Source organism: Amycolatopsis sp. (genome assembly GCF_025464955.1).
Lineage (GTDB): Bacteria > Actinomycetota > Actinomycetes > Mycobacteriales > Pseudonocardiaceae > Amycolatopsis.
Genome location: NZ_JAODNM010000092.1, coordinates 174,760 through 197,421 on the forward strand (window position 1 = coordinate 174,760; position 22,662 = coordinate 197,421).

The following is a 22,662-nucleotide window of genomic DNA, read 5'->3' on the forward strand; positions in this document are numbered from 1 at the left end:
CACTGGCCTCCTCGAAACTGCCTCGATGTCGCCACTGTAAGGGCATCGGCGGGTTGACGATAGAGAATCGCGGCCAGCGGGCGAGGCCGCGAACCCCCCACCCGGCCCGCCGCGATCGGGTCGGAAGCGGACCTCGTTGGCCGCGTGGGGGTGCCGCAGGCTTGAATAGGCTGGCCATGATCACCTCGACCCGGGGAAGTGAAAAGCAGATGACCCGTTCGGCACGTGAACTCTTCGACGCCGTACAGACCGAACTGGCTCCGCGCGACGACGAAAACCAACTCGTGCCGCTGATCGCCGAAGGCAAGGCGCCGCGCTCGGTGTTCGCCGCGATCGCCGCCGAGGAGCTTCGGATCGTCCGCAGTGACTGGCGGAGTGTGCTCACCCTCGCCTCCCGCTCGGAGGATAAGAGCGCGCGAGCGTTCTTCGCCGGGCTGGCGCAGGGCGAGGCCGCCGCGCTGGAGCAGCTGCCTGCGCTGGCGGCCGCGACGGGCCTTGACGACGCCGCGCTCGAGGCGTACCAGCCGCTCGCCGGGTGCCAGGGCTACCCGGCGTACTTCGCATGGATGGCACTCAACGGTGAGCCCGCCGACGTCATCGTCGCGCTCATCACCAACTTCGCGGCTTGGGGCCGTTACTGCGCCACGATCGCGACCGCGATGCGCGAGAAGTACGGCTTCGAGGACGAGGCCTGCGGGTTCTTCGACTTCTTCGCGGCGCCCTTCGACGAGACCGAAGCCGTCGCGGCCATCCAGTCCGCTATCGACGCCGGCAAGGTGACGGACGCGGCCTGGACGTACGCCCGGCACTTCCAGAGCTTCGAGCTGATGTTCTGGAACACCCTCGCTCAGGCGGAGTAAGAGATGAGTTTTGCCATCGAGGCCGCCGAGCTCGACGCGGCGGATCCGCTCGCCGCCAAACGTGCCGAGTTCGATCTCGACCCGGCGGTGACCTATCTCGACGGCAACTCGCTCGGCGCTCCACCGCGTCACGTCGCCGAGCGGCTGGACGAGGTTGTCCGTGAGCAGTGGGGCCGCGGGCTGATCCGGTCGTGGAAACAGGGCTGGTGGGACGCGCCGGAGCGGATCGGGGACCGGATCGCCCCGTTGGTCGGCACCGGCCCGGGGCGGGTCGTGGTATGCGACTCGACGAGCGTCAACCTGTTCAAGGCACTCGCCGCCGCGATCCGGCTCCGGCCGGGCCGTCCCGAGATCCTCGTCGACGCCGCCACTTTCCCCACGGACGGTTACATGGCGGCCGGGCTCGCGGGCCTGAGCGGGCACACGGTTCGCCGGGTCGCGGCGGGGGAGATGGCAGCGGCGGCGAGTGAGCGGACGGCGGTCGCGTTGATCAACCACGTCGACTACGTCACCGCCGAACTGCGTGACATGGGCGCGATCACCGGCGCGCTGCACCGCGTCGGGGCGCTTGCGCTGTGGGACCTCTGCCACAGCGTCGGCGCGCTGCCCGTCGAGCTCGACGCACACGACGTCGACCTTGCCGTCGGATGCACGTACAAGTTTCTCAACGGCGGCCCGGGTTCGCCCGCATTCCTTTACGTGGCAGGGAAATGGCTCGACGGGTTCGAGCAGCCGCTGAGCGGCTGGGCCGGTCACCGCGATCCGTTCGGCATGACCGAGACGTACGAGGGCAAGGCCGGTATCGGGCGTGCGCGCTCGGGCACGCCGGACATCCTGTCGTTGCTGGCATTGGACGCGGCACTTGATGTCTGGCGCGATGTTTCACTGGTCGAACTTCGGCGGAAGAGCTTGTCGTTGGGCGACTTTTTCGTGCGCTGCTTGGAAGAGCTGATTCCCGACGTGCGTATTCTGACGCCTCGGGGACACGGCCGCGGTAGCCAGCTGTCGGTGGCCGGGTCGGAGAAAACGATGGACGAGTTGATCAGTCGCGGGGTCATCGGGGACTTCCGGCCACCGGCCGTGCTCCGGTTCGGGCTGACGCCGTTGTACACCCGGTATGTCGATGTCCTGCGCGCGGCTAATGAACTCGCGCAGCTCACCGAAAGTAATGAGGTCTAGACCAAAAGGCTTACCTCTCTTTACCTGAGCTGTGAACGGCGTTAATTTACGACTTGAACTTTCACTTGACGGAGCCCTTGGGGCGCCGAAGGGACGGTCCAATGTCGCTCAGACCGAGATGTCGAACCTTCCGCAAACTCGCTCAGGCACTGGTTTTCCTCTGCGCGTGCCTGCTAGTGACTTCTGCTCCCGCCTATGGTGGGACGAATGCGAAGGCCGTCCCCGCGGCCACCCCGTTCAAGGTGCTCGCGCTCTACAACGGCACCTACGATCCAGCCCATATCGCCTACGACAACGAAGCCAAGACGTGGTTCCCCCAGCAGGGTGCGGCGAACGGCTATACGTTCACCGCGTCGACGAACTGGGACCTGCTCAACAACATCACCACGTCGCAGTACCAGGTCGTGATGTTCCTCGACGACGCGCCGCACTCGGCGAGCCAGCGCAGCGGTTTCCAGACCTATATGCAGAACGGCGGCGGCTGGTTCGGGTTCCATGTCTCGGCGTTTGTCGGGAACGCGTCGGACTGGGACTGGTATTACAATCAGTTTCTCGGCTCGGGCGCGTTCGCTTCCAACACCTGGGGGCCGACGACCGCGGTGCTCAAGGTCGAGGACCGCAATCACCCGTCGACTGCCGGTCTGCCGGCGACGTACACCTCGGCGGTCAGCGAGTGGTACTCGTGGGCTCATGACCTGCGGACCAACCCGAACATCGACATTCTGACCTCGGTGGACCCGTCGAGCTTCCCGCTCGGCAGTGATCCGAACCAGCAGTGGCACAGCGGCTATTACCCGATCATGTGGAGCAACAAGAACTACAAGATGATCTACGCCAACTTCGGGCACGACGCGATGGACTATCCCAACAACATCCCGCTGTCGTCGACGTTTGCCAGCGCGCAGCAGAACCAGTTCATTCTTAACGGTCTCAAATGGCTCGGTGGCGCCGGCGGCTCGACCACCCCACCGCCGCCCGGTCCGATCTCGGCCACTGCCTGGTACGCCGTCGCGGACAGTGCTAGCGGCAAATGCATCGACGCCCGCTCAGCGGCGTCGGTCAATGGGACCGCGATTCAGCAGTACACCTGCAATAGCACGCAGGCACAGCAATACCAGTTCCAGTCGACGGACAGCGGTTATGTGCGGATCAACAACCGGATCAACGCCGCACAGGTTGTCGACGTGAGTAATGTATCCACCGCGGACAATGCTCCAGTGCAACTATGGGCGTACGGAAATGGGAACAACCAGCAGTGGAAGCCGGTGGCTGAGACGAGTGGTGCGTACCATTTCGTCAACCGCAACAGTTCCAAGTGCCTGACGGTACCCGGAGCGTCCACCGCGGACAGTGTCCAGCTGGTGCAGCTGACCTGCAACGGCTCGGCATCGCAGTCGTTCTCGCTGACCCAGCAGCCCTGATCCGCAACTCGCCGCCGACTTGCGATCGCAAGTCGGCGGCGAGTTGCTAGGCCGTTGGGTCGGGGTTGATCAGGCGGGACACGCCGACGACGACGGCACGGCGGCAGGCTGCGAGGGCCACCGGATCGTCCTCGGCCGACATCGGTATCTGCGTGCCCTCGCTCCAAGTCTGCGCCAGCGAAAGGACCATAGGCAGGAGGTGCTCCGGCGAAAGTCCGGCGTACAAAGTTCCCGCCGCCTGCGCCGCGGCGATGGCCTTTCCCTTCCGGTACCCCGATTCCACGGTGATCGGCAGGGTTCGCAGCTCGCCGGGCCGTTCGAGGCTGTGCCACGTCGCCAGCCTGACAAGCTGCGGGTTGGCGATGTGGAAATCGAACAGCGCTCCGGCGTAGGCGGGCAGGTTCTCCGCGTCGAACGGCGCCGCCTCGACGAGCTCGGCGATCGAGGCCGCGAACACCGCGTCGAACAGCAAGTCCTTGCTGCGGAAGTAGATGTAGATCATGTTCTTGTTGCAGGCCGCCGACGCGGCGATGCGGTCGACCCTGGCGCCGGCGATGCCGTGCGCGGCGAACTCCTCGGTCGCGGCCTTGAGGATTTTCGCCTTGGTCGCCGCGGCGTCCCTGGTCACGCCGGGTCCGTCGTCAACTGCTTGCGCAGGAACTCCACCATCCGCTCGCGGGCGAGGAGCGCGGGGTGGCCGGGGGTTTCGCGAACTTCGCCGGTGACGACGGAGTGCGCGCTCTTCTTGAAACCGGCAGCGTTGCCTGGCGACGAGTCCAGTTCGATGACCTCGAAGGCATCGCCGAGCTTCTCGGTGAGCGCGGCGAACCGGTCGCGCGGGGCGAGTCCGTCCTCGCTGAACCGCATTCCGAGCACGCACAGGTTCGATTCGGTCGTCCGCTCGACCACCCGGTCCAGTTCCGCGGGGGACATCCCGACGTCGGCTCGTCGTGCCGCGCCGAGCGAGAACGGAACCGACGGCTGGCTGAGCACGGGCGCGAGCACGACGTCGTCGACAGCGGCGGCGAGGGCGAAACCGCCGGTGAAGCACATGCCGATGACGCCGACCCCTGGCCCCGGGGTGCGCGCGGCGAGGTCGCGGGCGACGGCGCGCAGGTAGTCGCTGATCGGCCGGTGGGCGTTGGTCGCGAACGCGCGGAACTCCGCTGACACGCACAACCGCGAGATCACGCGGAGCACATAACCGACCGACATGTCCTTGCCCGGCACGCCGAACGGGGAGGGGACGACGACGGTGAAGCCCTCGTCCACCAGGTGGTCGGCAGGGCGAGGACCTCCGGGGTGATCCCGGGGACCTCCGGGATGAGGATGACCCCGGGGCCCTCGCCCTTTTCGTAGCAGTCGTAGGTGATCCCGGCGCCGGTGAAGGGGGCCTTCTGCCAGCCGGTCAAAGTGGACGTGGGTGCCGAGTCGCTCATGGTCGTCCGATCTTGTGGTTGATTGGTCGGGAAGGTTGTAGAGTCATTTTGAACTATCTAGTTAGTCAGATGCTACGGGAACGGAAGCTCATGGATCTGGGACTTGCCGGAAAGCGCGCGGTCGTCACCGGTGCGAGCCGCGGGATCGGGTTCGCCATCGCGAGTGCGTTGGCGGGTGAAGGGGTGGACGTCGTGCTGGCGGCACGGGATTCCGCCGCGCTCAAGGAAGCCGCCGCGCGGATCGACGGGCCAGGCCGGGCCGTCCCGGTCGTCACGGACACCAACGACGATGTCTCCGTACGCGCCCTGTTCGAGCGCGCCGCCGAGGAGTTCGGGGGTGTGGACATCCTGGTCAATGCCGCCGCGCAGCCTTCGCAGCCGGGTTTCGGCGGCAAGCTCGCGGCCGTCACGGACGACGCGCTGCGGGGCGAACTTGAGACGAAAGTGCTGGGGTACCTGCGTTGCGCGCGAGCCGCGGCGCCGTACATGACCGCACAGGGCTGGGGTCGCATCATCAGCGTCAGCGGGTTGGCGGCGCGGCAGACGGGCTCGATCATCGGCTCGATCCGCAATGTCGCGGTCGCGGCGATGACCAAGAACCTCGCGGACGAGCTCGGCCCGTCCGGCGTCAACGTCACCGTCGTGCATCCCGGGATGACCGTCACCGAGCGGACCCCCGTGCTCACGGCCGCTATTGCCGAGCGCCAGGGCGTCAGCGAGGACGAGGTCGCGCGGAGCTTTGCCGCGGCGACCAGCATCGGCAGGGTGGTGACGGCTGCCGAGATCGCCGACGTCGTGACGTTCTTGGCGTCGCCGTTGAGCGTCGCGATCACCGGTGACGCGATTGGCGTCGGCGGCGGCGCGAAGGGCGCCATCCACTACTGACTCGCGGCCAGGCGGTTGATCTCGGTGTTGCCGAGGATCCGTTGTCCGGCACCGGACTCGGCGACTCCGATCATCGCCCGGCCCACTTCGGCGTTCGTGGTCACCAGCTTGGGCACGACCGCGCGGATGAGCGGGAACAGCGGCGTGGTGATCCGGTAGATCAGCCGGTACAGCTTGGTTTTGGACACGATGCCGCCGGTCGGCTGGATGTAGCCGGGCCGGAACAGGTACGCGTCAAGCGGGGAAGCCAGCAGCGCGTTTTCGGTTTCCCCCTTGACCCGTGCCCACATCATGCTGCCATGGGCGTCGGTGCCCGCGCCCGACACGTAGATCAGCTTCATGCCGGGGTTCGCCGCGTTCAGGATGCCGGCGACGGAAAGCGTGAGGTCGTACGTGACAGCGCGGTAGGCGGCTTCGGTCATCCCGGTCGCGGAGACGCCGAGGCAGAAGAAGCACGTGTCGTACCCGCTGAGCTCGTCCTTTACCGCGGGTAGGTCGTCGAGATCGTGGACGAGCTGACGTAGTTTCGGGTGCTCCCCGGGTGTCGCGCTCCGGCCGACGGCGAGGACGGCGTCGACACGCGGATCGGCCAGGCATTCCCGCAAGACGCCCTGCCCGACCATCCCGGTGCCGCCGAAAAGGATGACCTTCATGCTGTTCCTCTCTGACTAACCAGATAGTCACATTACCCCGCGCACCCCCGACTTCGCACTTTTGCGCTTTTGTGGGGTCGATAAGTACTTAGTCAGGGCACAAAAGGACAAAAGTGCCCTCCTTTGGTCGTGCGCGTGGGTCGCGAGGGCGGAGCCGAGTCCGGCACCCGGTTACGCATGACCGCAACTCGACGGCGAGTTGCGGGATTTCTGGCTGGTACGGTAGTGGGGAGTCCCCCATTTTGCCAGAAGGAGCTGGATGTCACCGGATCGGCCCCGCCGCGCGGACGCGCAGCGCAACTACGACCTGCTGCTGGCCGCCGCCAAGAAGATCTTCGCCGAGCGCGGTGTCGATGCGCCGCTCGACGACATCGCGAAGCTGGCCGGTGTCGGCAACGCCACGATGTACCGGCATTTCCCGACCCGCAGCGATGTGATCGTCGCCGTCTTCTCCGACGAGGTGGCCGAACTCTGCGCACAAGGCGAGGCGTTGCTCGGCGAGAGCTCCTCAGCGGACGCGCTGTTCAGCTGGCTGAGGCTGTTCATCGCGCACGTGGCCGGAAAACGGGAGCTGGCACTGGCTGTCGCGGACGACCGTGGTGCTCAGCAGTCCGGTCTGTTCGCCAGTTGGCACAAGGCGATGGTTTCGGCGGCGTCGGCGTTGCTCGCCACGGCTCAGCATGACGGCGTTGTCCGCGCAGACGTCGAAGTCCTCGACTTGCTGACCCTGGCCAACGGGCTTTCGGTGACCGGTGCCGACCCCGTGCGCGTCGAGCGGCTCGTCGCCCTCATCCGCCGCGGCACGCAACACTAAGCCTGCACGACCAGATCCGCCAGTACGCGCTCCACATTGGACTGGAGTTCGCCCGCGGCGTCGCCGCGGCCGGAGAGGTGGCGCAGCAGGCCTTGCTGGAACAAGCCGTCGAAAATGCCGTACGCCGTGCCGCACGGCATGGACACCGGGACGCCGGCGAGTTCCGAGTACTGGCTGACGATCCGCCAGATCATCCGCTCGAGCGTCTCGTCGATCTCGCTGACGTCGTCGCGGAACGACTCCTCGAACAGGCTCTGGTTCCGCAGGTCGTACCAGAGCCGGTGCATCGCGGCGTCATCGCGCAGGGTGCCGGCCATGGCCGCGCCGAAACCGACGCGGAGCTCCTCGGCGGTGGTCGCGGTGGCGACGATTTCGTCGTAGCGCTTGACGCACTCCGCCTTGTAGAGCTTGACGCAGTAGGTGATCAGCTCGACCTTGTCGCGGAAGTAGTAGTGCAGCACGCCGTGGGAGAACTCGGAGTTCTGCGCGATCTCCCGCAGGCTCGTGCGCGCGTAACCGAGCTCGGACAGGGTCTGCAGCGCGGACATCGCGAGCTGCGCGCGCCGCTCCGCGAACTTGTCCACCTGCCGGCGCGAGATCCTGTCCCGGCTCCGGTCCGCCACTTCGGTCACAATCGAACTTCCTGTCGATGTCGGTGCTTGGTCACCCAACACTAACGGAGTCTAACCGGTTTGCCGGGGCGGTCCCGCAAAAATCTTGACAGTCGTCCAAGAAAGTCTTGACGACTGTCCAAATCTGGCTACGCTCAGGACCCAGGTCACCGTTGCCCTTCATCTCAAGGAGGAGATGTCCCATGAGTGTGTACGACTTGACCGGACGAAAAGCGCTGGTCACCGGGGGTGCGCAGGGTCTCGGCGCCGGCATGGCCAAGGCGCTCGCCCGAGCGGGCGCGGCCGTGGTCATCGGCGACCTGCAGGAGGACCTCGGTAAGGAAACCGCCGACGCGCTCCGCGATTCGGGTGCCACCGCGGGGTTCGTCCCCCTCGACGTGACCGACGACGCGAGCTGGGAATCCGCCATCACCGGCACGGTCGCCGAGCTCGGCGGTCTCGACATCGTGGTCAACAACGCCGGGGTCGAACTGTCCGCCCTGGTCATCGATCTCGACCCGCGCGACGTCCGCAAGATGCTCGAAGTCAACGTTCTCGGCACCGCACTCGGCATCAAGCACGCCTTCCGCGCGATGCGGCCGGGCGGCCCGGCGGGTAACGGCGGCGCGGTGGTCAACATCTCGTCGGTGGCCGCGACGATCCCGTTTCCCGGTATTTCCGGCTACTCCGCGACGAAGTCCGCAGTGGACAGACTGACCAGGGTCGCCGCGATGGAATCCGGCAAGCTCGGTTACGGCGTCCGCGTGAACTGCGTCTACCCGGGACTGGTCGCGACGCAAATGGGCCTCAAACTCGCCGAGGACATGGTGACCCTCGGCCTCTGGCCCACTGTGGAGGGTGCGATCAGCGACGTCATCGGCCTGACCCCGCTCGGCAGGCTCGGTGAAGTCCACGACATGGCCGACGTCGTGGTGTTCCTCGCTTCCGACGCGGCGCGGTTCATGACCGGTGCCGGGGTACCGGTCGACGGCGGCATGGGCATGTGACCAGAGAGTTCCTGGAAAGGCGTTTGTGTTATGAGCACCAATAAACCTGTCGTCGTCTACGGCGCCTCCGGTTACACCGGCCGCCTCGTCTGCGAATACCTGCGTGAGCTCAATGTCCCGTTCATCGCCGCCGGGCGCGACAAAGCCCGGATCCAGGAGGTACTCGACCGGGTACCCGGGATCGACACCGTCGACCACGAGGTCATCGAGGTCGAGCACGCCGTCGGCCCGCTGACGGAACTGTTCCGCGGGGCCAAGGTCGTCAGCAACATGGTCGGCCCGTTCATCAAGCACGGTCCGGAAGTGGCGGAAGCCGCGCTCGCCGCCGGTTGTCACTACCTCGATACCACCGGCGAGCAGGACTGGGTCCTCGCCGCGCAGGCGCGCTTCGGCGACAAGTACGCCGAGGCGGGTCTGCTGCTTTCGCCCGGTGTCGCCCAGATGTACACCACGGGTGAGATCGCCGCCAATATCTGCCTGGAGACACCTGGGCTGGACACGCTCGATATTCTGGTGCTGTGGAAGGGTTTCCCCACCTACGCCTCGACGCAGACGATTTTCACCATCCTGACCGCCGACTGGTTCTACCTGGAACAGAACGAATACAAGCAGTGGGACAGGCAGACGAAGTTCGAGATCGCCGTCCCCGGCGCGCACGAGACGGCGCTGGCCGTGCCGTGGGGCGGGACGAGTCACCCGGTGTGGTTCAAGAACGACCCACGGGTCGCGAACGTCAAGGTTGCGGGCGGGGTCTTCGACCGTGCCGTCGTCCAGGGCGTGGTCGACACGGTGAAAATGGTGGACGCGCAGATCATGACTCTGCCAACCGAACAGCGGGACGCCGAGATGGCGAAGATCGCCGCTTCGGTGCAGGCCGGAATGCCGCCAAGGGAGAACCCCCGGATCAATACCTCGGTGGACTCGGTACACGCTTCCGGGCCGCTCGGGCGCGCACACTGCGTCATCCATGGGAACAGCAACTACAAGCAGACCGGGCTTTTGCAGGCGTATGCGGCGTATTCGCTGTTGCAGCAGGCGCCGAAGCGCGTCGGGCTGGCTTCGGCCTGTCAGGCGTTCGGCCATCGCGAGCTACTCGGCCAGCTGAAGGCCTTCGGGCTCGTGCTCGACCCGGTACTCACCGTCCACAAGTGACACGCGTGGGGACCCCTCGGTGGGGGGGTCCCCACGGGGAACCGAGGATTCCTGTGCTGCTGTACGACTATCTCGACAAAGGTGTCTCGCTGGGAGCGGCGTCGCCGTGCCTGACGATGGACGGTGTCACGCTGACGTACGGCGAGGTCCAGGAACTGTCGTGGAAGGTGGCGCGGGCGCTGGACCGGTCCGGTGTGCGGCCGGGCGACAAGGTGGCGATCCTGTCGGCGAACGACCCGATTGCCTTCTCCTGCGTGTTCGGCATCGCCCGCGCCGGCGCGGTGTGGTGCCCGGTCAACCCCCGCAACGAGGCTGCGGAAAACCGGGACCTGCTGGACTTCTTCGACTGCACGTGCTTGGTTTTCCAGCGTGCGTTCGCGCCGTTGGTCGACCGGATCCTGCCCGATCTCCCGCGGCTGACGACGCTGGTCTGCCTGGACGGCGAGAGCGCGTCGGCCGTGTCCTTTGAGGACTGGATCGGTGGTGTGCCTGCCGAGCCTTGGGAGGCCGACGTGGTCGACGACACGATGCTGCTCGTCGGCACCGGTGGCACCACCGGGCGGCCCAAGGGTGTGATGCTGACCGGCGGCAACATCGAGACGATGTCGGCCTTGACGTTGATGAGCTATCCGTTCGAACCGCGTCCGGTGTACCTCGCGCTCGCGCCGCTGACGCACGCGGCCGGGGTGCTGTGCTTTCCGATCATGACCCTCGGCGGTGAGATCGTCATCATGAAGACGCCGGATCTCGCCGAGTTCCTCACGCTGGTCGCTCGACATCGGGTGACACACACCTTCCTGCCACCGACGTTGATCTACATGCTCCTTGGCAAGGCCGATCTGTCCACTTCGGACCTGTCGTCGCTGCGGTGCTTCTGGTACGGCGCCGCGCCGATGTCGGCGGCCAGGCTGGAGGAGGCCATCGAGAAGATCGGGCCGGTGATGGCGCAGCTCTTCGGGCAGAGCGAGGCACCTATGATGATCTCCACCATGGCCCCGAAAGACCATTTCCACTCCGACGGGACACTCGCGCGGGAGCGGTTTTCCTCGGCGGGGCGGCCGTCGCCGCTCGTGCGCGTCGCGATCATGGACAAGAACGGGAACCTGCTGAAAACCGGCGAACGCGGCGAGATCGTCGTGCGGGGTTCGCTGGTGATGAAGGGCTACTACAAGAATCCCGAGGCCTCGGCGGAAGCCGGGCGGCACGGTTGGCACCACACAGGCGATATCGGTTATCTCGACCCGGACAACTATCTGTTCATTGTGGACCGGGCGAAGGACATGATCATCACCGGTGGCTTCAACGTCTACTCCGCCGAGGTCGAGCAGGCGCTGATGGCGCACCCGGACGTCCAGGACTGCGCCGTCGTCGGGCTGCCGGACGACAAGTGGGGCGAACGCGTCACCGCGGTGATCCAGCCGCACGCCGGACACGACGTCGATGAGGCGGAACTGCGGGCGTTCGTGAAGGCCAGGGTGGGCAGCGTCAAGACCCCGAAGCAGGTCGAGAGCTGGCTGGACCTCCCGCGCTCGAAGGTCGGCAAGGTTCTGAAAGCCGAGGTCAAAGCGCGGTTGCTGGAGGGCGAGTAGCGGCATCAAAGACGCCTCAAGGCCACGACATGGCGACCCTCGCGGTGCGTTGGACGCCGATGCGTGGAGTCGGTTGAGGTGGCGGGTTCGGCATTACTGCTGGTGTGGCTGGTGTGGCGTTGTGACGTGTCGTGAAGGCCACCTTCACGGCGTAAGGCGTACTCAACTAGGCCTTCGCGACGCCCCAGCCCTGCCGAAAGTGCCTCCAGGAGCCCCAACAGTCACATCGCCATCACCAGTACCACCCGCGCGAAGTGACCGGCCCTCAGTTCCGCTACCAGCACCCATTCGCCCCGGTCCTTGCTGCTTTGGACCGAACCGACCACCCCCGCCCCCCTGAAGTTCCAGGCATTGGCGTTCAACGCCACGCTGGGACGTCAGTCATCCGGGGAAAGCGGGAACCGGAGGGTGAAGGTCGAGCCTTGGCCGGGGATGCTGGTGGCGCCGGCGGAGCCGCCGTGGGCTTCGGCGAGTTGACGCACGATCGCCAGGCCGAGGCCGCTCCCGCCGGACTGTCGGGTGCGCGACTTGTCCGCGCGCCAGAAGCGATCGAACACCCGCGGTAGGTCGTCCGGGTCGATGCCGATCCCGGTGTCGGCGATCTCGAACACGGCTTCGACGCCCTCTCGACGTCCGCGCAGTGCGACCGTGCCGCCGGCCGGGGTGGCCCGGAGCGCGTTGGACACCAGGTTGTCGATCGCCTGACGCAGCCGCACGGGGTCCGCGACCAGGTCCAGTCGGTTCTCCGTGTCCACGGACAGCGTGACGTCGGCGGCCGCGGCGCGGGGGGTGTGCGCGGCGGCGACCTGGGCGAGGATGTCCGCGCCGCTCACCGGTTCCGGGTGCACACGCAGCTTCCCGGCGTCGGCCATGGACAGGTCCTGCAGGTCGTCGACGATGTGCTGCAGGTGCAGCGCCTCCTCCAGCAACGACGTGACGAGCTCGTCGTCGAGCGTGCTGATGCCGTCCTGGGTCGCTTCGAGCCAGCCGCGGATGTTGCTCAGCGGGGTGCGCAGCTCGTGCGCGATGTCGCTGACCATCGCTTTGCGCGTCGCCTCGAGTCGTTCGCGGTTCTCGGACATGTTGTTGAACGCCACCGCGAGCCTGCCGATCTCGTCCTTGCTCTTGACGTCGACCCTGGCCGTGACATCGCCTTCGCCCATCCGCCGCGCCGCGCCGGTGAGCGCCCGCAGTGGCCGGATCAGCCGGGCGCCGGCCAGGACGGTGAACGCGATGGTCAGCAGCAGGACGCCACCGGCGACCCCCGCCACCCGGATCTTGTTCTCGCGGGACAGGCTGAACGTGGCCGGCGTGGCAGCGCCGTTGGACGTGGTGATGAACAGCAGCGCCGGCGGCGACACATACGGCGTCAGTTGCTCGTGCCGTGAACTGGTGATGCACGACTGGACAGCCGGGTCGGGCACGTTGGCCTGAGCCGGGACCGGACCGCTCTGTGCCGCGGACGGCTCCGGGGTCAGGCTGGAGCGCACCGCGGGCAGCGGCGTCCAGCCGAAGTCCAGTTGGACGGCGACCGGTTCATGGTGCTGACGGGACAGGCAGTCGTTGACCAGTTTGTCGAGCTGGTCCAGCGCGGTCTGTTCGGTTTTGACGGGCTGCTCGAGGTTGTTCTCCTTGCAGTTGAACAGGCTGTACGCGTCGGAGCTGACGACACTGGGCCTGCCGTTGGGCGCGGTGGTGATCGTGCCGCTGCCGGTCCGGTTCTGTACGCAGGTGAGCACGCGCGAGGCCAGCGCGGCCAAAAAGCCGACGTCGTCGGCATTCAGCTTGAACGGCCCGACGGCGCCGACGTCGATGCGGTCGGCGGTCGCGTTGGCCACCAGGCCGGGGTCCACTGCCAGCGGGTCGACCACCGCGGACGCCTTGTTCGGGAGCGGGTCGGCCTTCGGCGCGGAGTCGGCGATGGGGACGCGGTTCGGTGTGGTCAGCGCGACCCGGTGGCCGGTGATCTGCGCGTAGGCGGTGACGAGCCGGCCGACGCCGCCCCAGTTCGGATGGGTCGAGGCGTATCCGAGGATCCCCTGGTAGATCTTGCTGTCGTCGGAGAGCGCCTGACCTTGTTCCTGTTGGATCGCGCCGGACGTCGTCGTCGACGCGAGCCACGCGGTGGCCGCGATGGCGCACACCGCCACCAGCACGGACACCGCCAGCAGCCGGACGAGCAGACTACGATGCACCGGCTTGCTTCTCCCGCCCGGCCGTCAGCTTGTAGCCGACGCCGTAAACCGTCACCAGCCGCGTGGGTTTGCGTGGCTCGGTTTCGATCTTCTTGCGCACGTTCATCACGTGGACGTCGATGGCGCGGGTGGTGATGTACCGGTCGAAACCGTGCAGGTGCTCGAGAAGCTGCCCGCGGGTGAACACCCGGTCCGGATGCGCGGCCATCACCTCGAGCAGCCGGAACTCGCCAGGGGTGCAGTCGATCGGGGTGCCGTCGCTGCTCACCTCGTGCCGGACGGGATCGACGACGAGCGTGCCGACGTGCAGGCGCGGGTCGGCCGGCGTCGTCTCTGCGCGGGTCCGCCGCAGCAGCGTCCGCACGCGCGCCATCAGTTCGCGCGGGCTGTACGGCTTGGTCACGTAGTCGTCGGCGCCGAGATCGAGGCCGAGGAGCAGATCATCCTCTGTGGACCGCGCGGTCAGCATCAGCACCGGGATCTCGGACTCGGCCCGCAGGATGCGGCAGACGTCGAGCCCGTCGACCTTGGGCAGCATGATGTCGAGCACCAGCAGGTCCGGCATCAGCCGGCGCACCTCGTCGATCGCCGCGCGGCCGTCGGTCACCACGACCACCGTGTGCCGTTCGCGTTCGAGGTAGCGCCGGACGAGCTCGGCCTGCTTCTCGTCGTCCTCGGCCAGCACAATCTGCGCGCACATGGCTCCGATCATAGGTCGGATCCTCCCCGCCCACCCGATTCGGCGCCAAGGACCATAGGAGTCGTACCGGCTGCTGACAATTCCCTGACATTCCTTGGTGATAGTTGCCGCCATGAAGCCTTTCGCCGATACCGCCCGCTCCCGGCGCCGAGCCGCGCGTCCGGCGTTCGCCGCCGTCCTGTTCGCCACTGCCGCGGTGTTGAGCGCCTGCGGCGGCGCTGCGAACTCTGCTGCTCCGCAGGTGGCGTCGCTGCCGGGTTCCGGCGCGCCGTCCGCGTCAGCGACGACGTCGAGTCCCTCCACAGTGGACCAATCGCAGCGGCCGCAGTTGCGGTTGGACAGTACACAGGAGGAGATAGTCGCGGCCGGCAAGCCGTACGACATCTGCCTCAAGGAGCACGGCCACAAGATGATCGCCGGCCGCGGCGACGGCAACTCGCCCGACCAGCACGACGACACTGATACGGCGAAGGCGGCAGTTGCGGCGTGCGCGGGAAAGCTGCCAATCCAGCCGCCGGAAATGGACCAGTCCACCAATCCGCACTTTCTCGACGACTATCACGACTGGATCACCTGTCTGAACGCGAAGGGGGTGCCGGTGACGCCGACCGATCCGTTCGGCAGTGGCTGGACTTTCACCTCGCAGCCGACCGTCGGCGAGGCGCAGGAGCAGAAGATCGAACAGGACTGCAAGATTGGCGCGTTCAGTGGAAAGTGAGTCGATCTCCGGCGAGTTGACGCCGGAGGAACCCGGCCGGAACCGCAAGAAGCTTGTCATCTCCGCGGTGTCGCTTGTGGTTGTCGTCTTTCTCGGCGGCGGCGCGTTCGCGGTGATCCGCCACGGGGAGAGCAAGGCCGCGGTCGCGCCCGCGGCGGCGGCGGTGACTACGATCGCGGTGGCGAAGACCGACCTGACCGACACCCAGTCCTTCACCGGCACGCTCGGTTTCGGCACCCCGCAATCGCTCAAAGGTGCCGGCCAGGGCGTGGTGACCAAGCTTCCCTTGACCGGTGACATTGCTGAGCGCGGCAAGCCGCTCTACTCGGTCAACGACGTGCCGGTGCCCGTTTTCTTCGGCGCCACACCGATGTTCCGCAAGCTCGACAACCCGGACCTGCAGGGTTCGGACATCGCGATGGTCGCGGACAACCTCGCCAAGCTCGGCTACAGCGTCGGCACTCGCGCGAAGGACCCGGGAAAGGCGGCCTTCACCCCGGCTCTGGTCGCGGCGCTGAAGAAATGGCAGAAGCACGCCGGACTCGACGACACCGGCACCCTCGACGTCGGCCAGATCGTCGTGGTCGCCGGCGCGGTGCGGGTCAACAGCGTGTCCGCGCAGCTGGGCGATCCGGCGGCGGGCCCGCTGATGACCGTGACGCCGACGGAGAAGGTCGTCACCATTCCGGTCGCTCCCACCGACGTCGGCTCCATCAAGACCGGTGCCGCGGTAACCATCGTGCGTCCGGACAACAAGAACGTGCCGGGGAAGGTGGTGTCGATCGGCACCACTGTGGACGGTGGACCGGACTCCGGTGGCACCGGCTCGTCGGGCGGCGGTGCCCAGAACCCGCCGAAGGTGAGCATCATCGTCGCGCCGGACGACGAGTCGCAGGTGTCCGATTTGGACTCCGCGTCGGTACAGGTGCAGGTGACCACGCAGACCCACGCCGGGGTGCTCGCGGTACCGGTCGGTGCGCTGGTCGCGCTGCGGGAAGGCGGCTACGCCGTCCAACTGCCGAACGGGACGCTGAAAGCGGTCCAAACCGGAATGTTCTCCAAGGACCTGGTCGAAATCAGCGGTACTGGGATCACCGCCGGACTGTTGGTGGTGACGACCTCATGACCGGAATGACCGAACCCGTTCCCGTACTGGCATTGCACAGCGTCAGCAAGATCTACCCCGGCAATGTGGCCGCGCTCGACAACGTCTCGTTGTCGGTCCACGAAGGCGAACTGCTCGCCATCGTCGGGCCATCGGGCTCGGGCAAGTCCACTTTGCTCAACATCGTCGGCACCCTCGACCTCCCTACCCACGGCACGGTCGAGATCGGCGGACAGGACGTCACGTCGTTGTCCGATCGGCGTCTTTCGGCGCTGCGCGGGCGATGGCTGGGGTTCGTGTTCCAGCAGTTCCACCTCACCGACGGGCTCAGTGCGGCCGACAACGTCGCGACCGGCCTGCTCTACGCCGGGGTGCCCAGGCGCAAGCGGCGAGCGATGGCGCTCGAAGCGTTGGACCGCGTGGGGCTGTCGCACCGCGTCGGGCACCTGCCGCACCAACTGTCCGGCGGCGAGAAGCAGCGGGTCGCCATCGCGCGGGCGGTGGTCAACGATCCCGCGCTGGTGCTGGCCGACGAGCCGACCGGCGCGCTGGACACCGCCAACGGCCGCGCGGTACTCGACTTGTTGACCGGCCTGAACAACGACGGCACCACGATCGCGATCATCACGCACGACCGGGACATCGCCGCGGGGTTGCCCCGCCAGGTCGAGTTCCGTGACGGGCGCATCGTCGCGGACACCGGTGCCTGGATCCCGGTATGAGCCACACACGAAGCTGTTCTTTCGCTGACAGGTTCGTTAAAAGTGCTGGTCATGCTAGGTCCATGACGTTCATTACCGCCGCCAAGCGGCCGTTGCTGCAGTCGGGGTTGCTGGCAGCGGCCGGACTTGTGTTTATCGCGGGCTGCTCGTCCAGCCCGGCGAAAGCGCCCGAAGTCGCGTCGATCGCCACACCAGGTTCGATCGCCGCGAGTACAGCGTCCACAGCGCCGACGGGTGACGCTGTCGAGGCAGGCCGTCCGCGTCACCGGGTGGACGAAACGCCGGAGGATTCGCAGAAGCTGATCGCGCCCTGGACCGCGTGTATGAAGGCGCACGGCGCGGACATGGACCAGCAGCCCAACTCGATCGCCGGAGCGGAAGCCTGGTCCGCCGCGCATGCCGATGCGGGCAAGGCGTGCCTGCCCAAGCTCCCGCTGCTGCCATGGGGTGAGGACAGCGCGAACCCTGCGCACAAGGACAACCTGCACAAGTGGGTCCAGTGCATGACTTCGCAGGGGATGAGCGTGGTGGAGACGCCGGACGACTCGGAGTCGCCGTGGCACTTCGGTGACGGCAAGCAGCCGCCGAACTCGGACAAGATCGAGCAGACCTGCGAAGTCCAGGTCATGGGTCCCAGCGATAAGTAAGCCGCGATAGTTAGCGTGCGCAAGGACCCCGCAAAAGCGCAAAAGTGGGAAGCCGGTGACCCCACTCGGCGGCGAGTTGCGAGGCCTCGCGAGTAGGTCGCCTACTAGGGTTGTTCGCATGCTTCGAATCGGCGTACTCGGCGCGGCGCGCATCGCGCCCAACGCGATCATCAAGCCCGCTGCGGCTTCTTCGGATGCGAGGGTCACGGCCGTCGCGGCCCGGGATCGCGACCGGGCCAACGCCTTCGCCGCGAAACACGGCATCCCGACGGCGTATGGCGACTACCCGGAGCTGCTCGCCGACCCGGCGATCGACGCGGTCTACAACCCGCTGCCGAACGGCTTGCACGGCCGCTGGACGCTTGCGGCTCTGAAGGCCGGAAAGCATGTCCTGTGCGAAAAGCCGTTTACCGCCAACGCCGACGAAGCTCGGACGGTCGCCGAGGCGGCGCGGGCGAGCGGGCTGGTCGTGATGGAGGCGTTCCACTACCGCTATCACCCGCTTTTCCGGCGCGCGATGGAGATCGTGGCGGGCGGCGAGCTCGGGCGCGTCCGCCATATCGAGACGGCGTTCTCCTTCCCCCTGCCCAAGTTCTCCGACATCCGCTACAACTTCGACCTCGCCGGCGGCGCGCTGATGGACGCCGGTTGTTACGCCGTCCACATGGCACGTTCGCTGGGCGGGTCGGAGCCGGAGGTCGTTTCGGCGCACGCCAAACGGCACACCGCCGACGTCGACCGCGCGGTGCGTGCCGAGCTCAAGTTCGAAGCCGGTCACACAGCGACGGTGTCCTGCTCGATGTGGTCGAAGTCGGTGCTGCGGATGTCGGTGAAGGTGGTCGGCGACGCGGGGGAGATGCGGATCTTCAACCCGCTCGTACCGCAGATCCTGCACCGGATGTCCGTCCGAGCCGGTGGGCATCGGCGCGTCGAGCACTTCGACAAGCGGCCGAGCTACGCCTACCAGTTGGATGCCTTCACCGGCGCGGTGCAGCGGGGCGAGCCGATCCTGACCTCGCCCGACGACTCGATCGCGAACATGACCGTCATCGACGCCATCTACACCGCCGCAGGCCTCCCCCTCCGCCACCCCGCATAACCCGCTTCGCCGCTGCTCGCTTGGGTAGCGACCCCTCAAGGCCATCCTGATGGCCAGCCTCGCAGTGCGTTCAACGCACCATGCCTGGAACTTGATGGGTTGGGGTGGTCGGTTCTGTTCAGGGCACACTCCCGGTAGGGCAGAGACGTCGTCAAGGCCTAGTTGAGTACGCCTTACGCCGTGAAGGTGGCCTTCACGACACGTCACAATGCCACACGTTCCAGGCATTGGCGTTCAACACACACTGCGAGGGTCGCCATGTCATGGCGTTGAGGGAACGCCGCTCACTCACTTGACCGGTCATAGTTGACATGTCGCCTGCGTATGTTCTAGGTTTGACATGTCGAAACCGGAACAGAGAGGTCGCCATGAACTACCTGCGCGGATTCATCCCGTGGATCGCCTTCGCCGTCGTCTCCGGCTTCAGCTGGCAGTGGGCCGCGCTGACCGGACTCGTGCTGAGTCTCGGACTGCTGGTCCAGGCCCGCCGGTCGAAGATCGCCCTGGACTCCCAGATCCTCGAGCTCAGCACGCTCGTCTACTTCGCCGCGCTGACCGTCGTCGCCTTCTCGCTCACGGACTCGCCGCTGAGGCACTACACCGGCTCGATGTCGATGGTCTGGCTGGCGCTCACCGCCTGGGGCGGGCTGGCCATCAGCCGGCCGTTCACGCTCGGCATCGCGAAGCGCCAGACGCCGGAAGCACTTTGGAGCTCGCCCGTCTTCGTCAAGGTCAACGTCGTCATCACGACCGCCTGGGCCGCCGCGTTCACCGTGACCGCGGTCGTACTGGCCGTACTGGCCGCCTCGAACGTCGGCTCCGCCGGCTCGATCCCCGTCCAGGTCGCCGGGTTCGTCATCCCCGCGATCTTCACCGCCCGATACCCGGAGCGCATCCGCGCCCGCTACGCCGCTCAGGAGCTGTGAACACCATGGCCGACATGACTGTCCCGGCCTACCTCGCCGGAAACTACGCCCCCGTCACCGACGAACTCACCGCCGTCGACCTGAAGGTCACCGGCACCATCCCGCCGGAGCTCACCGGCTGGTATCTGCGCAACGGCCCCAACCCGCACGACGCCGCGTCCAGCCACTGGTTCCTCGGCGACGGCATGGTCCACGGCGTCCGTCTCGAAGCGGGCCGGGCCACCGCCTACCGCAACCGCTGGGTCCGCACCCGCGGCACCAAGGTCTACGACGAGCACGGCAACCAAGACCTCACCCAGGGGGTTGCGAACACCCACGTCGTCCGGCACGCCGGCCGCACGTTCGCCCTCGTCGAGTCGTCGTTCCCGTACGAGCTCGACTGCCGCCCCGGCCACGAGCTCGAGACCGTCGGCCCGTACGACTTCGATGGTCGCCTGACCACCGCGATGACCGCGCACCCCAAGACCTGCCCGACCACGGGCGAGCTGCACTTCTTCGGCTACGGTGGGTTCAAGCCGCCGTACGTCACCTATCACCGCGCCGACGCCAGTGGGCAGCTCGTCGTCAGCCGCCCGATCGACGTCCCGGCGCACACGATGATGCACGACTTCAACCTCACCGCCGGCCACGTCGTCTTCATGGACCTTCCGGTGGTCTTCGACGCCGAACAGGCGAAGACCGGCCGCGGGATGCCCTACACGTGGGACAACAACTACGGCGCCCGTCTCGGGGTCCTGCGTCGCGACGATCCGTTCGGTGAAGTCCGCTGGTTCTCGGTCAACCCGTGCTACGTCTTCCACACCCTGGGCGCCTACGACGACGGAAACCGGATGGTCCTGCACGTCGTGCGCTACCCGTACCTCGACGACCCGACGCGTAAGCCCGCGCCTGCCACGCTCTGGCGTTGGACGATCGACCTCGTGAGCGGCAAGGTCGCCGAGGAGCAGCTCGACGACCGGCCCTGCGAGTTCCCGCGGATCGACGACCGCCTCGCCGGCCTCGCGACCCGCTTCGGCCATGCGACGAGCACGAGTGGTCCGGACCAGCCCGAGCGGCCCAACGCGCTGCTGCGGTACGACCTCGAATCCGGCGACGTCGTCCGGCACGATTTCGGCCCGGGACGCACTCCGGCCGAGGCGTCGTTCGCTCCGGCCGATCTTCGTCCCGGCGGCCCCGGTTGGCTGATCACCTACGTCTACGACGCCGCCACCGACACCAGCGACGTCGTCATCCTCGACGCAGCTGACCTGGATGCGCCGCCGGTCGCGGAAATTCACCTGCCACAACGGGTCCCGTTCGGGTTCCATGGGAACTGGATGCCCGACGAGCTGCCGACCCTCAGGAGTGCCCACGGTGACTGACGAACTGCCGCACGAGACGCTCGGTGCCCGCTGGTCCGGGTTGCGCATGCCGGCGAAAGGCCTGCACGCCGACACCGCCGCGAGCGGCCGGACCAGCACCGCGGTGCGTGCGGCGGTCGCCAGCCACCTGGATCTCGAAGCCGAGTTGGGCGCCTATGTCGCCGAAGGTGCTGCCGCGGAGCAGCTCACCGAAGTCCGCCGGCGTCTCGGTGGGCTGCTGGGCTTCGACGCGGACGACGTCGCGCTCGTGGAGAGCGGGTCGGCAGCACTCGCCCAGCTGCTCGCCGCCTGGCCGCTGCAACCGGGCGATCGGGTGTGGGCGGTGCCGAGCGAGTGGGGGCCGAACCTGTCGGCGTTCGCGGACTTCCGGCTGGAGGTCGGCTGGCTCGACGTCGACGATTTGGGCCGGGTCGACCTGGAGGCGTTGCGCAACCGGCTGCGCACCGATCGGCCGGCCTTCCTGCACCTGACCGCCATGGCTTCGCATCGGCCGCTCGTCCAGCCGGTCGAGGAATGCGCCGAGATCTGCGCCGCGGCGGAGGTGCCGGTGATCGTCGACACGGCGCAGTCGCTGGCGCAGGTCGAGTTCATGCCAGGCGCGGCGGCCGTCTACGGCACCGGCCGGAAGTTCCTGTGCGGCCCGCGCGGGGTCGGTTACCTCGCGGTCCGCGACCCGTGGCAGGCGAACCTCGTCCCGCGCTTTCCGGCGTTGCCGCCGGGGATCTGGCCGGGACAGGGGAGTCCGATGCGCACGTTGGAAAGCCGGGAGGCGTTCGTCGCCGGCCGGATCGGGCTCGGCACCGCGTTGCGTGAGTACAGCGATTTGGGCCCGCGGCAGATCCACGAACGGCTGCACGGAATCGGCAGGGCCTTGCGGGCCGAGCTCGCCGAGGTGCCCGGCTGGGTCTTGACGGCTCCCGTCGACGCGCCTGGCTCGATCACGTCGCTGCAGCCGGAGGACGAGCATCTCGACGTCGCTCAGGTGCGCGCTGAGCTGCTTCGACGTGGTGTGGTCAGCACGGCCTGCGGTCCGGAACGGGCTCCGGGCGACATCACCCGACCGTTGCTGCGGTTCAGCCCGCACCTCGACCTCACCCTCGACGGCGTCCGCGAGCTGGCCGCGCATCTTCGCGAGACCTAAACTCCGTACGGTGTACAGTTAAAGTCAGAGGTACCGGCTCTGGTCTGGGAGGCCTTCCGTGCAGGTCAGTTCATCCACTGTCTCGCTCACCGTCGACGACGTCGAGCAGTCGCGTGTCTTTTTCGTCGATCACTTGGGATACAAGGAAAAGATGTCCGCCGACGGGTTCGTTTCGCTGGGCCGGGAGGATGCCGCGGTGAACCTCGTGTTCCTGCGGCGCGGGCTCGAGGTGCTGCCGGAAGGATTCCGCGACGTGCATGCGGCCGGGGTCATCGTGGCGCTGGTCGTCACCGATCTTGACGCGGAGTTGGCCAGACTGACCGGTGAGGGGGTCGCGATCACGTTGCCGCTTCGCGAAGAGCTGTGGGGTGAGCGACTCTTCCAGGTCGCCGACCCCAATGGCGTCGTGGTCGAGTTCGTCCAGTGGGCCTGACCACC

Annotated in this window: 24 protein-coding genes; 17 read left to right on the top strand and 7 right to left on the bottom strand. The window is 67.1% G+C overall.

Annotated features, from left to right (window positions below):
• Nucleotides 1–209: 209 nt before the first annotated feature.
• The 3 genes from JWQ81_RS20805 to JWQ81_RS20815 all read left to right on the top strand — a co-directional run bounded on the left by JWQ81_RS20805 (nt 210) and on the right by JWQ81_RS20815 (nt 3,460).
• A complete protein-coding gene (locus tag JWQ81_RS20805; protein WP_297544000.1) occupies nt 210–860 on the top strand; it encodes a transcriptional regulator in 651 nt (216 codons plus the stop codon).
• Nucleotides 861–863: 3 nt separating this feature from the next.
• Nucleotides 864–2,039: a kynureninase gene (gene kynU / locus JWQ81_RS20810; RefSeq protein ID WP_297544001.1), complete on the top strand. Its 1,176-nt coding sequence runs from the start codon at nt 864–866 to the stop codon at nt 2,037–2,039.
• A 176-nt stretch (nt 2,040–2,215) separates the two neighbouring features.
• The gene (locus tag JWQ81_RS20815; RefSeq protein WP_297544002.1) at nt 2,216–3,460 is read left to right on the top strand and encodes a ThuA domain-containing protein; all 1,245 of its coding nucleotides are present in this window, start codon (nt 2,216–2,218) and stop codon (nt 3,458–3,460) included.
• 46 nt (nt 3,461–3,506) lie between these two features.
• Here the strand turns inward: JWQ81_RS20815 and JWQ81_RS20820 are convergent, their stop codons facing one another.
• Both JWQ81_RS20820 and JWQ81_RS20825 read right to left on the bottom strand, forming a co-directional pair.
• Entirely contained in the window at nt 3,507–4,088 is a 582-nt protein-coding gene (locus JWQ81_RS20820) for a TetR family transcriptional regulator (RefSeq protein WP_297544003.1), read from the bottom strand.
• Complete coding sequence (locus tag JWQ81_RS20825) at nt 4,085–4,732, bottom strand: dienelactone hydrolase family protein (RefSeq protein ID WP_297544004.1); 648 nt, start codon at nt 4,730–4,732, stop codon at nt 4,085–4,087. Before JWQ81_RS20825 ends, JWQ81_RS20820 begins: the two co-directional genes overlap by 4 nt.
• A 257-nt stretch (nt 4,733–4,989) precedes the next feature.
• On the opposite strand from JWQ81_RS20825, the gene JWQ81_RS20830 reads away from it, so the two are divergent.
• Nucleotides 4,990–5,784, top strand: a complete 795-nt coding sequence (locus JWQ81_RS20830; protein WP_297544005.1) for an SDR family oxidoreductase — start codon at nt 4,990–4,992, stop codon at nt 5,782–5,784.
• Here JWQ81_RS20830 and JWQ81_RS20835 read toward each other — a convergent pair.
• Complete coding sequence (locus JWQ81_RS20835) at nt 5,778–6,437, bottom strand: NAD(P)H-binding protein (protein ID WP_297544006.1); 660 nt, start codon at nt 6,435–6,437, stop codon at nt 5,778–5,780. The two genes, JWQ81_RS20830 and JWQ81_RS20835, sit on opposite strands and share 7 nt — an antisense overlap.
• A 259-nt stretch (nt 6,438–6,696) precedes the next feature.
• Between JWQ81_RS20835 and JWQ81_RS20840 the strand changes: the two genes are divergently transcribed.
• Nucleotides 6,697–7,251 carry a TetR/AcrR family transcriptional regulator gene (locus tag JWQ81_RS20840; RefSeq protein ID WP_297544007.1) on the top strand — a complete coding sequence of 185 codons (555 nt, stop codon included), beginning with the start codon at nt 6,697–6,699 and terminating at the stop codon, nt 7,249–7,251.
• On the opposite strand, the gene JWQ81_RS20845 is transcribed toward JWQ81_RS20840, so the two are convergent.
• Complete coding sequence (locus JWQ81_RS20845; RefSeq protein WP_297544009.1) at nt 7,248–7,883, bottom strand: TetR/AcrR family transcriptional regulator; 636 nt, start codon at nt 7,881–7,883, stop codon at nt 7,248–7,250. The genes JWQ81_RS20840 and JWQ81_RS20845 overlap by 4 nt on opposite strands.
• A 182-nt stretch (nt 7,884–8,065) precedes the next feature.
• On the opposite strand from JWQ81_RS20845, the gene JWQ81_RS20850 reads away from it, so the two are divergent.
• From JWQ81_RS20850 to JWQ81_RS20860, 3 genes are read left to right on the top strand one after another with little or no spacing between them, the layout of a single operon-like run.
• Nucleotides 8,066–8,869 carry an SDR family NAD(P)-dependent oxidoreductase gene (locus tag JWQ81_RS20850; RefSeq protein WP_297544011.1) on the top strand — a complete coding sequence of 268 codons (804 nt, stop codon included), beginning with the start codon at nt 8,066–8,068 and terminating at the stop codon, nt 8,867–8,869.
• A 30-nt stretch (nt 8,870–8,899) separates the two neighbouring features.
• Nucleotides 8,900–10,021, top strand: a complete 1,122-nt coding sequence (locus JWQ81_RS20855) for a DUF5938 domain-containing protein (RefSeq protein ID WP_297544012.1) — start codon at nt 8,900–8,902, stop codon at nt 10,019–10,021.
• Between the two features lie 53 nt (nt 10,022–10,074).
• The gene (locus tag JWQ81_RS20860; RefSeq protein ID WP_297544014.1) at nt 10,075–11,610 is read left to right on the top strand and encodes a long-chain fatty acid--CoA ligase; all 1,536 of its coding nucleotides are present in this window, start codon (nt 10,075–10,077) and stop codon (nt 11,608–11,610) included.
• Nucleotides 11,611–11,831: 221 nt separating this feature from the next.
• On the opposite strand, the gene JWQ81_RS20865 is transcribed toward JWQ81_RS20860, so the two are convergent.
• The 3 genes from JWQ81_RS20865 to JWQ81_RS20875 are packed head-to-tail and all read right to left on the bottom strand — an operon-like array spanning nt 11,832 to nt 14,505.
• Entirely contained in the window at nt 11,832–11,978 is a 147-nt protein-coding gene (locus JWQ81_RS20865; RefSeq protein WP_297544016.1) for a hypothetical protein, read from the bottom strand.
• Nucleotides 11,979–11,987: 9 nt separating this feature from the next.
• On the bottom strand, nt 11,988–13,805 hold the full coding sequence (locus tag JWQ81_RS20870) for a HAMP domain-containing sensor histidine kinase (protein ID WP_297544017.1): 1,818 nt from the start codon (nt 13,803–13,805) through the stop codon (nt 11,988–11,990).
• Nucleotides 13,795–14,505: a response regulator transcription factor gene (locus JWQ81_RS20875; RefSeq protein ID WP_297544018.1), complete on the bottom strand. Its 711-nt coding sequence runs from the start codon at nt 14,503–14,505 to the stop codon at nt 13,795–13,797. Before JWQ81_RS20875 ends, JWQ81_RS20870 begins: the two co-directional genes overlap by 11 nt.
• Nucleotides 14,506–14,617: 112 nt before the next feature.
• Here JWQ81_RS20875 and JWQ81_RS20880 point away from each other — a divergent pair, with 112 nt between their 5' ends.
• From JWQ81_RS20880 to JWQ81_RS20920, 9 genes are all read left to right on the top strand, one after another.
• Entirely contained in the window at nt 14,618–15,223 is a 606-nt protein-coding gene (locus JWQ81_RS20880) for a hypothetical protein (protein WP_297544020.1), read from the top strand.
• Nucleotides 15,201–16,349 carry an HlyD family secretion protein gene (locus tag JWQ81_RS20885; RefSeq protein WP_297544022.1) on the top strand — a complete coding sequence of 383 codons (1,149 nt, stop codon included), beginning with the start codon at nt 15,201–15,203 and terminating at the stop codon, nt 16,347–16,349. The genes JWQ81_RS20880 and JWQ81_RS20885 overlap by 23 nt, the downstream gene beginning before the upstream one ends.
• Nucleotides 16,346–17,050 (top strand): ABC transporter ATP-binding protein, encoded by a 705-nt coding sequence (locus tag JWQ81_RS20890; RefSeq protein WP_297544024.1) that lies wholly within the window; start codon nt 16,346–16,348, stop codon nt 17,048–17,050. The genes JWQ81_RS20885 and JWQ81_RS20890 overlap by 4 nt, the downstream gene beginning before the upstream one ends.
• Before the next feature lie 62 nt (nt 17,051–17,112).
• Nucleotides 17,113–17,697: a hypothetical protein gene (locus tag JWQ81_RS20895; RefSeq protein ID WP_297544026.1), complete on the top strand. Its 585-nt coding sequence runs from the start codon at nt 17,113–17,115 to the stop codon at nt 17,695–17,697.
• A gap of 118 nt (nt 17,698–17,815) precedes the next feature.
• Entirely contained in the window at nt 17,816–18,796 is a 981-nt protein-coding gene (locus JWQ81_RS20900) for a Gfo/Idh/MocA family oxidoreductase (protein ID WP_297544028.1), read from the top strand.
• A 368-nt stretch (nt 18,797–19,164) separates the two neighbouring features.
• Nucleotides 19,165–19,722 carry a hypothetical protein gene (locus JWQ81_RS20905; RefSeq protein WP_297544030.1) on the top strand — a complete coding sequence of 186 codons (558 nt, stop codon included), beginning with the start codon at nt 19,165–19,167 and terminating at the stop codon, nt 19,720–19,722.
• 14 nt (nt 19,723–19,736) lie between these two features.
• Nucleotides 19,737–21,083 (top strand): carotenoid oxygenase family protein, encoded by a 1,347-nt coding sequence (locus tag JWQ81_RS20910; RefSeq protein WP_297544063.1) that lies wholly within the window; start codon nt 19,737–19,739, stop codon nt 21,081–21,083.
• Nucleotides 21,076–22,224 carry an aminotransferase class V-fold PLP-dependent enzyme gene (locus JWQ81_RS20915; RefSeq protein ID WP_297544032.1) on the top strand — a complete coding sequence of 383 codons (1,149 nt, stop codon included), beginning with the start codon at nt 21,076–21,078 and terminating at the stop codon, nt 22,222–22,224. The genes JWQ81_RS20910 and JWQ81_RS20915 overlap by 8 nt, the downstream gene beginning before the upstream one ends.
• Before the next feature lie 58 nt (nt 22,225–22,282).
• Nucleotides 22,283–22,657, top strand: a complete 375-nt coding sequence (locus JWQ81_RS20920) for a VOC family protein (RefSeq protein ID WP_297544034.1) — start codon at nt 22,283–22,285, stop codon at nt 22,655–22,657.
• The last annotated feature ends 5 nt before the right edge of the window (nt 22,658–22,662 follow it).